General features: G+C 59.0%; 12 protein-coding genes. All 12 read right to left on the bottom strand.

All coding sequences use genetic code 11. The features are described 5' to 3' along the window. Position 1: 1 nt before the first annotated feature. The 12 genes from fliE to AC1RR7_RS27730 all read right to left on the bottom strand — a co-directional run bounded on the left by fliE (position 2) and on the right by AC1RR7_RS27730 (position 11,298). The gene (gene fliE / locus AC1RR7_RS27785; protein WP_096822182.1) at positions 2-331 is read right to left on the bottom strand and encodes a flagellar hook-basal body complex protein FliE; all 330 of its coding nucleotides are present in this window, start codon (positions 329-331) and stop codon (positions 2-4) included. A gap of 128 nt (positions 332-459) precedes the next feature. Continuing rightward, complete coding sequence (locus AC1RR7_RS27780) at positions 460-1,851, bottom strand: sigma-54-dependent transcriptional regulator (RefSeq protein WP_493158818.1); 1,392 nt, start codon at positions 1,849-1,851, stop codon at positions 460-462. Positions 1,852-1,856: 5 nt separating this feature from the next. After that, positions 1,857-3,068, bottom strand: a complete 1,212-nt coding sequence (locus tag AC1RR7_RS27775) for a sensor histidine kinase (protein ID WP_493158817.1) — start codon at positions 3,066-3,068, stop codon at positions 1,857-1,859. A gap of 111 nt (positions 3,069-3,179) precedes the next feature. Continuing rightward, positions 3,180-4,655: a sigma-54 dependent transcriptional regulator gene (locus tag AC1RR7_RS27770; RefSeq protein WP_003222863.1), complete on the bottom strand. Its 1,476-nt coding sequence runs from the start codon at positions 4,653-4,655 to the stop codon at positions 3,180-3,182. 172 nt (positions 4,656-4,827) lie between these two features. Continuing rightward, positions 4,828-5,124 (bottom strand): flagellar protein FliT, encoded by a 297-nt coding sequence (gene fliT, locus AC1RR7_RS27765; protein ID WP_096822185.1) that lies wholly within the window; start codon positions 5,122-5,124, stop codon positions 4,828-4,830. A gap of 10 nt (positions 5,125-5,134) precedes the next feature. After that, a complete protein-coding gene (fliS, locus tag AC1RR7_RS27760; protein WP_102620336.1) occupies positions 5,135-5,533 on the bottom strand; it encodes a flagellar export chaperone FliS in 399 nt (132 codons plus the stop codon). Between the two features lie 129 nt (positions 5,534-5,662). Next, entirely contained in the window at positions 5,663-7,123 is a 1,461-nt protein-coding gene (fliD, locus tag AC1RR7_RS27755) for a flagellar filament capping protein FliD (protein WP_096822187.1), read from the bottom strand. Between the two features lie 81 nt (positions 7,124-7,204). Then, on the bottom strand, positions 7,205-7,561 hold the full coding sequence (locus AC1RR7_RS27750; protein WP_096822188.1) for a flagellar protein FlaG: 357 nt from the start codon (positions 7,559-7,561) through the stop codon (positions 7,205-7,207). A 73-nt stretch (positions 7,562-7,634) separates the two neighbouring features. Next, the gene (locus AC1RR7_RS27745; protein ID WP_064594348.1) at positions 7,635-8,486 is read right to left on the bottom strand and encodes a flagellin domain-containing protein; all 852 of its coding nucleotides are present in this window, start codon (positions 8,484-8,486) and stop codon (positions 7,635-7,637) included. Between the two features lie 243 nt (positions 8,487-8,729). After that, a complete protein-coding gene (locus AC1RR7_RS27740; protein WP_096822189.1) occupies positions 8,730-8,996 on the bottom strand; it encodes a hypothetical protein in 267 nt (88 codons plus the stop codon). After that, a complete protein-coding gene (locus AC1RR7_RS27735) occupies positions 8,993-10,285 on the bottom strand; it encodes a motility associated factor glycosyltransferase family protein (protein ID WP_102620334.1) in 1,293 nt (430 codons plus the stop codon). Before AC1RR7_RS27735 ends, AC1RR7_RS27740 begins: the two co-directional genes overlap by 4 nt. Before the next feature lie 86 nt (positions 10,286-10,371). Continuing rightward, positions 10,372-11,298 carry a ketoacyl-ACP synthase III gene (locus AC1RR7_RS27730; RefSeq protein WP_096822191.1) on the bottom strand — a complete coding sequence of 309 codons (927 nt, stop codon included), beginning with the start codon at positions 11,296-11,298 and terminating at the stop codon, positions 10,372-10,374. Positions 11,299-11,521: the final 223 nt, after the last annotated feature.

Below are 11,521 nucleotides of genomic sequence, written 5' to 3'. Positions count from 1 at the left end.
CTTAAACCGGCATCTGCATGATGTCTTGATAAGCCTGAACCAGTTTGTTGCGCACCTGGGTCAGAGCCTGGAACGACACGCTGGCCTTCTGCGAGGAAATCATCACGTCCGTCAAATCGACGCCGCTCTTGCCGATTTCGAACGCGTTGGCCAATTGGCTCGAAGCCTGTTGGGTATCGTTCACTTTGTTGATGGCCTGACCGAGCATGTCGGAAAAGCTGCTGCCCGCCACTTCAGGGACGGCGGCAGTCGATTTCGGCTTCGACATGGCGTCCATTTGCATGGCCTTCATGTCCGTCATCAACCGATTAATTTCAATACCTTGGCTCATGGTCTACTCTCTTGGGCGGCCCGCAATTTTTTGACACTCACTCGGCGGGTACTCAGGTGTTAGCAACAACGGTGCCAGCTCACGGGCACCGCTTCGAGAAATGCGTTTTCAAACGTTTGCGCCACCCGTCAGGTGGCGAACAGATACCCTTCGACGTCCATCCCGGCATCGCGCATTTGCGCCAGTTTGTAGCGCAACGTACGCGGGCTGATACCGAGTTTTTCGGCGGCTTCCTTGCGTCGTCCGCGCTCGGTGCGCAGGGTGTCGATGATCATCTGGAACTCACGACGACGCAGGTCATCGCCCAGCGCCCCGGCCGAATCCGCCTCGATGTCGACTTCACGAATGACTGGCGCAGTCGGCACTGCCACCGGCAACGGGGCGAACAGCGCAGGGCCCGAGAGGCAGAAATCCTGCGGCTGGATCAGGCCGCCCTGCTGCAGAATCAACGCCCGCTGGACCGCGTTGTCCAGCTCGCGCACGTTGCCCGGCCATGGATAACCGATCAGGCACGCCTGCGCCTCGGGCGAGAACTTCGCCATTGCATGCTTCATTTTATTGACGTGTTTGGCCAAAAGACGCTCGGCCAGCGGCAGGATATCGGCGGTCCGCTCACGCAGCGGACGCCAGGCCAACGGAAAAACCGACAGACGATAGTAGAGGTCTTCACGGAACCGCCCCGCCGCCACCTCGCCCGCCAGATCACGGTTGGTGGTCGCGACCACACGGATATCGAGGGTGATCGGCTTGCGCGCGCCGACCCGCTCCACCTCGCGCTCTTGCAGCACCCGCAGCAGCTTGGCCTGCAAGCCCAGAGGCATTTCGGAAATTTCATCGAGCAGAATGGTGCCGCCATCGGCCTGCTCGAACTTGCCGGCCTGCGCCGCGATGGCGCCGGTGAACGAACCCTTCTCGTGACCGAACAATGTCGCTTCGAGCATGTTGTCCGGGATCGCCGCGCAGTTGATCGCAATGAATGGCTGACGGGCACGATGGGACTGCTGGTGAATGTAGCGCGCCAGCACTTCCTTGCCGGTGCCGGACTCGCCGGAAATCAACACGGTGGAATCACTGCGCGCCACCCGCGCTGCCAGATCCAGCAACTGCGCACTGGCCGGCTCGACCGCGATCGGCCCTTCCGTGTCGGCTGTACCGAGATTGCCCAAGGCATGGCGCGCGACCAGATCCAGCAGTGCCTTGGGCTCGAAAGGCTTGACCAGATAATCCGCCGCGCCCTGGCGCATGGCATCGACCGCGCGCTCGACGGCGCCGTGGGCCGTCATCAGCAACACCGGCAATTGCGGTTGGCGGGCGCGCAGCAGGCCGAGCAACTGATGACCATCCATACCGGGCATGTTGACGTCGCTGACCACCAGACTGAACGCCTCGCACTCCACTGCCTTCAGCGCCTCCTCGGCCGAACCCACTGCGTGATAATCGTGGCCGGCCAGCAGCAACGTATCGGCCAGCGCCTCGCGCAATGAACGGTCATCCTCGACCAGCAGAACCTTGATGCCCATGACTTTCACTCAGCTCCCTGTACAGCGGAAAACATCGGCAGGACCACCTGCGCGCACGTGCCGCGCCCGACCCGCGAGCGCAGCTGCAATTGTCCCTGATGAGCACGGGCCACGGCCTTGACCACGGTCAGGCCCAGGCCGGTGCCGGTGACCTTGGTGGTGAAAAACGGCTCGCCCAGCCGCGCCAGCACCGCCGGTTCGATACCGCCACCGTTATCACTGACGCACAGGCGCAGGGTGTTGTCGCGGGTGTAGCAATGCACTTTCAGGCGCACGTCACCGCCACTGGCCTGAATCGCGTTTTCAATCAGATTGAGGATGGCTCCGACCAGCGTATCGCGATTGCACAGCAACTCACCGGCATGGCTGTCGCACTGCCAGCGAATTGGCAGATCCTGCACATGGGTCAGCGCGGCGGCCTGCAACGACTGCATCAGGGCATTGGGCGTGATGCGGTCGGTCAGCGGCAATTCACCGCGAGCGAACACCAGCATGTCGCGCACCTGATGCTCCAGCTCATGCAGACGTTCTTTGAGACGCCCGGCAAAACGTTGTTGAGTGGCGACCGGCAGCGCCTGCTCAGTCAAATGACTGGCATACAGCAGCGCGGCGGAAAGCGGCGTGCGAATCTGATGAGCCAGCGAGGCGACCATGCGCCCCAACGACGACAGCCGCTCGTGGCGTGCGAGCTGATCCTGCAAGTGACGGGTTTCAGTCAGGTCGTTGAGCAGCACCAATTGCCCGGGCTCCGCATCCAGCGAGCGGGTGGCAATCGACAGGCGCCGACCGTTTCTCAGGGAGATTTCATGACCGTCGTCTTCACGAGGCGCGAAGCAGCGTGCGATGACATGGCGCCACAGCTCGCCCTGGAGGGGTAAACCGAGCAGATCGATGGCGGCCGGATTGGCCTCGCACACGATGCCATGACCGTCGATGACGATGACGCCACCGGGCAACAGATCGAGGAGATTTTGCAGACGGTTGGCCAGACGTTCTTTTTCCGCCAGCTCCTGCATGCGCTGGGCGCTGACCACGGCCAACTCGCCCTTGAGCTCGGTGACCCGCGCTTCAAGCATGCTGTAGGAATCGGTCAATTGACTCGACATCTGGTTGAACAGCGCGAACGCCTGCTCAAGACCCTGCCGACTGGCCTGCTCTACGGACGGCAGTTGCCCCGAGGACTCGGGAACAGAAGACATCTGGGAGGCTTGGGGCATTGTGCTCTCTCGCTTGGCTGACCGTCAGTTAAACGGAACGTTGCGAGGGACGTAGCAATACCCGTGCCTAAAAAAAAACTGCTTATAAATGAAGCCGTTGAAAAACAGGCGTCAATCATCCGCCTGTTCATCACCTTCACGCCGGCTCATGCCGTACTTGCGCATCTTTTCCACCAGCGTGGTGCGGCGAATGCGCAGGCGTTCGGCAGCACGGGCCACGATGCCATTGGCATCATCCAGCGCCTGCTGGATCAGCCCCTGCTCCAGACCACCGAGGTAGTCCTTCAGATCCAGGCCTTCCGGCGGCAGCATGGCGTTGGCAGTGAAGTCAGGCGTGTGGCCGTTGATTGCCACGCGCTCTTCCAGATCACTACGCAGGCTGTCGACCATTTGCTCGTCTTCGTCGTCGACGTAGCGGAACTTCTTCGGCAGCTCGACCACACCGATCACCCCGTACGGATGCATGATCGCCATGCGCTCCACCAGGTTGGCCAGCTCGCGAACGTTGCCCGGCCAGCCATGGCGGCACAGGGACATGATGGCGGCGGAGTTGAAACGGATCGAACCGCGCTTCTCGTGCTCCATCCGCGAAATCAGTTCGTTCATCAACAGCGGAATGTCTTCGACGCGCTCACGCAGCGGCGCCATCTCGATCGGGAACACGTTCAGGCGATAGTAGAGGTCTTCGCGGAAGGTGCCGATCTCGATCATGCTTTCGAGATTCTTGTGGGTCGCGGCGATGATGCGCACGTCGACGCTCTGGGTCTTGTTGCTGCCCACGCGCTCGAAGGTGCGTTCCTGCAATACGCGCAGCAGCTTGACCTGCATCGGCAGCGGCATGTCGCCAATTTCATCGAGGAACAGCGTACCGCCATTGGCCAGCTCGAAGCGGCCGGCACGGCTGGTGATTGCACCGGTGAAGGCACCCTTCTCGTGGCCGAACAGCTCGCTTTCCAGCAGCTCTGCCGGGATCGCCCCGCAGTTGACGGGCACGAACGGCGCGTCACGACGCTTGGAATGGTAATGCAGGTTGCGCGCAACCACTTCCTTGCCGGTGCCGGACTCGCCGAGGATCAGCACGCTGGCGTCGGTGTCGGCCACCTGCTGCATCATCTGGCGCACATGCTGGATCGCCCGGCTGGTGCCGACGAGACTGCGGAACAGGTTGGGTTCGCGATGACGGCCGCGCTCGCGGGCCTGGTCGTACATTTCGCGATAGACCTGGGCACGGTGCAGGGAGTCCAGCAGTTTGCTGTAGCTCGGCGGCATTTCGAGGGTCGAAAGCACCCGGCGGCGCTGGTCTTCGGGCAAGTCCACCGAAGAATTATCGCCCATCAGCAAAACCGGAAGGAACTCATCCCAGGTTGAGAGTGTCTTTAACAGGCCCAAGAGCGCACCAGGAGCATTGACCGTCCCGATCAGTACGCAAATGACCTCACGACTAGACGACAAAGAGCCGACTGCCTGCTGCCAGTCATGGCTTCCGCAGGGTAAATTTTCTTCGCCAAGAAAATTTAAAATCACCGCCAGGTCGCGGCGGCGGACGCTATCGTCATCGATCAGCAGAATTTTGGTTTCACGCCACATGCAATAGCAACTTCCCTAGTCAACTCAATGCCCGAAACGAGGGGCAAGCGAGACGCTTGCAGGACACCTTGTGCCTGTAGACGCCTGAAATCTGAAAACAGCCACTAGTTAAGTCAAAAAACCGTGCACAGTCAAATTTATGGCGCACATGTCTGGATTAACTGAGGGTTAATTAACCAAACAGATGGTAAACCTTTGCCGCGCTCTGCGCTTGGGTGATCTGCGACATCTCGTCGACTATCGCCTGCCGCTCACCCATGGCGACCTCAAGAAGCTGCTTGTAGACATGCAGCAACTCCTCAAGATTGTCACGCAGTGCCACTTCATCCAGCGAAGCTTCACTCAAGACATCTTCCATGCAGGAACGGCAATCGAGATCCAATTGACCGATGGCCTCCCAGTTGCGCTCGGCCAGGGCACCGACCAACGCCTCTCGGGTTTCTTCGATTCGCTGCAATACAAGACTCATGGTGATCTCCTTAGAACTGAGGAGCGGGCGCAGGAGCGATCGCGTCCCAGCCTTCTTTTACCGTGCTCAGCAAGCCGGCGACCTCGTCCAGAATACGCGGGTCGCTGCTGATGTTCGCCTCGGCAAGACGCTTCATCATGTAGATATAAAGGCCATCCAGATCAGCCAGCGTGTCCGCGGACTTTTCCAGGTCCAGGCCCTCACGCAGACCACTGACGATCCCGATCGCCTTGCTGATCGACGTGCACTTGGCTGGAATATCCTTGCGCTCGATCGCACCCTTGGCCTGAGCGATGCGGTCCAGGCCGCCTTCCATCAGCATTTGCACCAGTCGGTGAGGGCTCGCTTCGGACGTCTGAGCGTGGGCGCCAACTTTCTGGTATTGCCGAAGGGCTAACATCGGATTCATGTTCTACCTCATTTGCCACAATGACTCGTATGAACAGTGTATCGCCTGCGAGTCGAAAAACTTTAGACCATAAGACAAAAACCCGGCACACGCTCGAAAGCGTAGCCGGGTTTTTGTCGCGCTTGCATGTTACTTCGCAGATTGCTGAGCGTTCAGCGAGCTGAAGAACGAAGTAATGTTGCTCGCCGTGGCCTTCATCTGCCCTACCAGCAAGTCCATGGCGTTGTACTTGGCAGTCAACGTCTTGGTCAGGTTGGCGACCCGCAGGTCCAGCGCCAGTTGCTGGTTGGTAAGGTTCCTGGTGTTGTTGTTCAGGATCGTCATGCGCTGATCAAGCAGACCCGTAGTGGTCTTGCCATCAGCCGATGGCTTGAGATACGGATCCACCGCCTTGCTCATGCGCGTCAACAGACCATTGGTGTCGTTGGTGCCGGTGAACATGTCCTGGACCTTGCCGGTCATGCCTGGCGTGGACATGACCTTGTTGAACGCAACGGTATCGAACGTCAGGTTACCGGTGAGCTTGTCGGTCATGACCCCCATCTGCGACAGATAGGCCATCGAGGTACCGGCCGTGGCGCTCGGAGCAGTCAACTGCGCACGAATGTCGGCAATCAGCGAACGCGGCAGGGAATCACCGGTGAACGCCGCCTGAACGGTCAGCTTGCCATTTTCGTCCGGCGTTGCCTTAGACAGCGTATCGATGGTGCTCTTCAGGGTGTTGTAGGCGTCGACGAAAGACTGAACGGACGTCTGCAAACCCTTGGTGTTGGCATCAACGGTTACCGTAACCGGTGTTCCGGCCGTAGCAGGAACAGTCAGCAGGTTCATCGTCAAACCGCTGATGGCGCCAGTGACCGTGTTGCTCTTGCTGCTTACCTGAAGACCGTCGATGGTCAGCTGCGCATCCTGTGCCAGGCCATTGACCGAGCCGGAGGCACCTGGTGCCGGGGTCGCCCCCATCGGCTGGGTACCATCGATCTCAAGACCGGCAATACCGCTGACTGTCAGATCAGAACCCGCACCCGTCTTGCTCGAACTGATCACCAGACGAGAAGATCCGGAGCTGTCGGTCACGATGTTCGCGGAAATACCATTGACAGCCTGAGCCGAGTTGATTGCATCGCGAGTGCTCTGCAAAGTCGCGTTCGCCGGGATCGCGACATTGTAATCAGTGCCATTCTGACTGATTTTCAGGGTACCACTCGGAATGGCACTGGCAGCACCACCGGCAAAGGATGCACTGGCTACTTTCGAGCCTGTGGCCAGTTTCTGCACAACTACGCTGTATGTACCCGATACTGCGGTGTTATCCGAAGTCACGCCCAGAACAGTCGGAGTCGCCGACGTGGCGGTGTAACCGGAAAACGCAGGGTTGGTCTTGCTGCCTAGGTTGGCCATCGCCGTCTGGAATGTCGTCAGCGCACTCTTCAGCGTACCGATACCGGAGATCTTCAGCGTGTTGGTTTTGGTCGTGGCATCGATCTGCGTCTGCTTCGGCGACTTGTCGGCATTGACCAGCGCAGTAACGATCGCACCAATGTCCAGGCCGGAGCCCAGGCCCGTACCCGGTAAAATTGGACTTGCCATGTGCATCTCCCTTGGGGTTGTTGCCAGTCTTTTGACCCTTGTCGGCGCCTAAAGAACTTCAAACACTATTCATGCCAGCTATCAGACTTTGGCGTCGAACAACACGTGACTCGCGTTGGCGAGGCTGTCTGCCAGCTTCAGCGCTTCTGCGGAGGGGATCTGTCGTACGACCTCGCCCGTCTCGCTTGCAATCACCTTGACGATGACTTTCCCGGAATGCTCGTCAATCGAGAATTCCAGATTGCGCTTGATCGACTGTACGAACTTTTCGATCTCCTGCACCGCCAGCTTCAATTTGCTTTCATCCGTTTCCTGACTGTCTTTCACGGCAGTAACGGCGTCAGCAGCCTGCGGCTTCGCTTCCGAGGGCTTGTCAGTGACAGTATTGGCTGGCTTGGGAGCCGGATAAGTCACGTTAAGCTTTACGCTCATGTCCATGCTCATCACCTCCTAACGTGAAAAAGCGAGAGAGCACGACAAGCGCACTCCCCCGCCAAAACTCATTCCGAAATTACTGAAGCAGCTTCAGTACAGCGGAAGGCAGTTGGTTGGCTTGAGCCAGAACAGAGGTCGAAGCCTGTTGCAGGGTTTGCTGCTTGGTCAGGTTAGCAGTCTCTGCGGCGAAGTCGGTATCTTGTACGCGACCTTGTGCAGCAGTGGTGTTCTCGGTGATGTTCTGCAAGTTCTGGATGGTGCTGGTCAGACGGTTTTGCGAAGCACCCAGAGCGGCGCGAGTGGCGTTGATGTTCGCAATTGCAGCGTCGATCGCGGTGATCGCGTTGTCGATGTTCGAAGCGGCGGCAGCCGAAGTAGCACCGGTCAGAACAACAGTACCGCTACCTACCGACAGGCTGACGGCGTCGAACTTGCCGCTCAGTACCAGGTCGATGTGGTTGGCGGAGCCAGTGTTGGCGCCAACTTGCAGGGTCACAGTACCAGCCGAACCGTCCAGCAGGTTTTTGCCGTTCAGGTTGGTAGCAGCCGAGATACGGGTGATTTCGTCAGACATCTGAGCGAATTCAGCGTTGGTTGCGGTCTGGTCAGCAGTGCCGTTGGTACCGTTACGAGCTTTAACAGCCAGTTCACGCATACGCTGCAGGATGTCGGTCGAAGCTTGCAGAGCGCCTTCAGCGGTCTGAGCAACGGAGATACCGTCGTTGGCGTTCTGGATCGCCTGAGTGTTACCACGGATCTGCGAGGACATACGGGTAGCGATTTGCAGGCCAGCAGCGTCGTCTTTAGCGCTGTTGATTTTCAGGCCGGAAGACAGGCGCTGCATCGAAGTCGACAGAGCGTCGGAGGCGCGGTTCAGGTTCTTCTGAACGTTCAACGACGTGGTGTTAGTGTTTACTGTTAAAGCCATGACGAATTCCTCGTTGGTTGGGTACTGCGGCTTCCGGCCCTGGCAACCGCCGGGTATGGCCTAGAGAACCTTCGTAATAGTTATCGTCGGGTTTGCAGGTTGCTTGAGGGCTTTTTTGAAAATTTTTGCCATCACCCTGCCACCCCCCTGAAAACAAAGACTTAGCAGCACTTTACCTGCGAAAAAATGACGCCATAAAACCGTCCGCCGCGCAAACCTGCGGGCCAGCGCTGTCGGCTTTCCTCAAGCCGCAGAACTTTCCAGCAACCGGATCAACTCGTACTCCATGAAGTCGGCAAGCCCGAGCCAGTCCTGACGCTCCTGGCAATCGAGCATTTGTGTGAGCAGGTGCGCCCACGACTGCTGGATATCCGGCGAGGCGGACACCAGCAACTGCTGCGCGCCCTCGAATACATCGACCATGTCCAGCGCCGCTTCGACATCACGCCCCAGGCGAAACAGGCCGGCACACCGCCGGCATTCGTCGACACAGCCTTGCAGCGCACTCATTGCACGAACTCCTGGTTGAAGCGCGTCCCGGCGATCAACGCACCTGCGCGACTACTGTTGAAGAACTCGACTTGGGGCTGGCTGGCGATGTAACGCTCCAGCACACACAGATAGCCGCGGAAATTGAGCTGCGTACTGACGCGCTCGCCGAAGCCGTCACGCACCCAGTGCCGTGCCTGGTTCACCGACGGCCCCAGATCACCATCACGCCAGCCGGCGTGGGTCTTGTTCATCGGAAACGCGAAGTCGGCACCGAACAGGGTGATCCGCGCCGCCCCCATCTTCACCGCCAGATCCACCGCCGGATGAATCACGCTGCCGCCCACATGCAGCAGCGCCCGTGGATGTTGCTCTCGCAACGCCGCATAGACCGGGCTGAGCGAATAGCCGCCGTAGCGCTTGCCCTTCCAGGCCCTCAATACCTCAGGGTCGCTCATGGGCAGATACACGAGCGGGATGCCGTCGGATTCTTCGAAAGGCAAATGCCGAAAGCTGATGCGCTGATCGATGCTCACCACATAGTCGGGCACGATCCCGTGCTCGCGCAGCGGTCGGTAAGCGGTATCCACGCAAATGAATAGCGGGCGCTCGTCGCGCTCACGGATCGCTGCGAGTCGCTCGAAATGCTGCTCAAGCGTCGGCCCGGTGCCGATCACGTAGACTTCCCGGCCGGCACAAGTACCGAACAATTGCGCCACATCATCGTCAGCCAGCAGCACCGGCAGGCAGTCCTGCAAACGCTGCAGAATGACGGGCGAATGCGGATCGAACTCACGATTGTTGAAACTCAGGTGCACCTCGCTGACCAGCCGATCACGAATCTTCGCGTTGAAGTCATCGGCCAGCAGCATTTCAGTCGGCAAGGCAAAAAACGGCGTGCAGATGTCCGTCAGGTCTCCGGCGTACAGAAGCTCTACCCGCGCCTCTTCCAGCCACTGCCGCTGATCGATCAGTTGCAACACCAGGGCGAACAGCGCGCCATTGAGAATGTGCACATACAGTCGCTCAAGCCCGGCGCGCTCCAGCAGTACCGCCGGTAAATCCCCGAGACCGGTGCCGTAGACGTGCAATTGCGGCTTGTCCGCCGGCAGGCTGGCGGCCTGGATCCGGGCTTCGTGGAGGCGGTCATGGCGACTGGTGAGCTGAATCCCGCCGATGCTCAGCGTCGAACCGAGCCCCTGCGTCAGCTCGGCTTCGATCGCCGAACTGTCTTCGTTCATCAACCGTGCGAACAGTGCCGGCCAGCGTCGCTCGATGACTTCAGCGTTGGCTTGGAAGAATTCGCTCATGGTGCCTCACGCTCCATTCAGGCAAAAAAATAGCGTTCAAGGTTAACCCTTGAACGCTATTTTTGTATCCGTCGTTTTTCGCCGCTTCAAGGACGATAGATAATCGCCGAACCCCACGACAGACCGACGCCGAAACCACTGATCGCAATGCGCTGCCAGTCGGAATCCAGCACGTGTTTTTCCAGCAGCAGCGGAACGCTGGACGACACGGTGTTACCGGTCTCGACCATGTCCTTGATGAACTTCTCCGGCTCGCCTTCGAAGCGTCGTGCCACGGCATCGACAATCGCCGCACTGCCCTGGTGAATGCAGAATGCATCGATGTCATCGGCCTTGAGGCCGGAATCGTCGAGCAACTCATGCAAGTGCGCCGGGACTTTCAGCAGCGCAAAGTTGAACACCTGACGACCGTTCATGAAGAACACGCCATCGGTGACTTTCAGGTGCGGCGCACCGGAACCGTCGGTGCCGAACTTGGCCTTGCCCAGCGCCCAGGCCGGATTTTCGCCCATCCACGTCGCGGTAGCGGCATCGCCGAACAGCATGGTGGTGTTGCGGTCTTCCGGGTCGACGATCTTCGAATACGGGTCGGCGGTGATCAGCAGACCGTTCTTCAGGCCGGCGGCTTCCATGAAGCCCTTGATCGCGTAGATCCCATAGACGTAACCGGAGCAACCCAGGGAAATATCGAACGCGGCGACGTTGGTCGGCAGGCCGAGCTTGTCCTGGACGATCGCAGCGGTGTGCGGCAAGCCTTCTTCGTCACCGTTCTGGGTGACGACGATCAGTGCATCGATGGATTCACGTTTCAGTTCAGGGTTGTTGGCAAACAGCGCATTGGCCGCTTCAACGCACAGATCGGAGGTTTCCTGTTCCGCGTCTTTACGTGGGAGGAAGGCCGAACCGATCTTGCCGAGGATGAATTCTTCATCCTTCTCGAATTTTGCACCTTGTGCGTAATTGTCCACGCCGGCTACAGGAACGTAGCTCGCAATGCTTTTTATGCCAATCATTACGGCTTCCCAATAATAAACAGCCCAATACCACCGCTCGCAAGGATTTCGAGGGGCGCCGACAAACAGAAAACGGCCGCCACAACGGGCAGCCACGGGGAGCGTAAAGGGCTATCACTGCAACCGATAACGGGCCAGGCGCCATCTCCCCGGTCAATACAATACAGTGAAGATGCGCGTTATGACTCGCAGGTCACGCTATTTTGCCGAATCGGTGCAGATC

Source organism: Pseudomonas sp. GW821-FHT11G12, from assembly GCF_058808055.1.
The sequence above is the reverse complement of the archived record's forward strand: the minus strand, read 5'-3'. Positions and strand labels throughout refer to the sequence as shown.

Bases quoted from the DNA above. Each gene is read 5' to 3' on its own strand.
- fliE (WP_096822182.1), bottom strand. From the start codon at position 331: ATGAGCCAAGGTATTGAAATTAATCGGTTGATGACGGACATGAAGGCC.
- AC1RR7_RS27780 (WP_493158818.1), bottom strand. From the start codon at position 1,851: ATGGGCATCAAGGTTCTGCTGGTCGAGGATGACCGTTCATTGCGCGAG.
- AC1RR7_RS27775 (WP_493158817.1), bottom strand. From the start codon at position 3,068: ATGCCCCAAGCCTCCCAGATGTCTTCTGTTCCCGAGTCCTCGGGGCAA.
- AC1RR7_RS27770 (WP_003222863.1), bottom strand. From the start codon at position 4,655: ATGTGGCGTGAAACCAAAATTCTGCTGATCGATGACGATAGCGTCCGC.
- fliT (WP_096822185.1), bottom strand. From the start codon at position 5,124: ATGAGTCTTGTATTGCAGCGAATCGAAGAAACCCGAGAGGCGTTGGTC.
- fliS (WP_102620336.1), bottom strand. From the start codon at position 5,533: ATGAATCCGATGTTAGCCCTTCGGCAATACCAGAAAGTTGGCGCCCAC.
- fliD (WP_096822187.1), bottom strand. From the start codon at position 7,123: ATGGCAAGTCCAATTTTACCGGGTACGGGCCTGGGCTCCGGCCTGGAC.
- AC1RR7_RS27750 (WP_096822188.1), bottom strand. From the start codon at position 7,561: ATGGACATGAGCGTAAAGCTTAACGTGACTTATCCGGCTCCCAAGCCA.
- AC1RR7_RS27745 (WP_064594348.1), bottom strand. From the start codon at position 8,486: ATGGCTTTAACAGTAAACACTAACACCACGTCGTTGAACGTTCAGAAG.
- AC1RR7_RS27740 (WP_096822189.1), bottom strand. From the start codon at position 8,996: ATGAGTGCGCTGCAAGGCTGTGTCGACGAATGCCGGCGGTGTGCCGGC.
- AC1RR7_RS27735 (WP_102620334.1), bottom strand. From the start codon at position 10,285: ATGAGCGAATTCTTCCAAGCCAACGCTGAAGTCATCGAGCGACGCTGG.
- AC1RR7_RS27730 (WP_096822191.1), bottom strand. From the start codon at position 11,298: ATGATTGGCATAAAAAGCATTGCGAGCTACGTTCCTGTAGCCGGCGTG.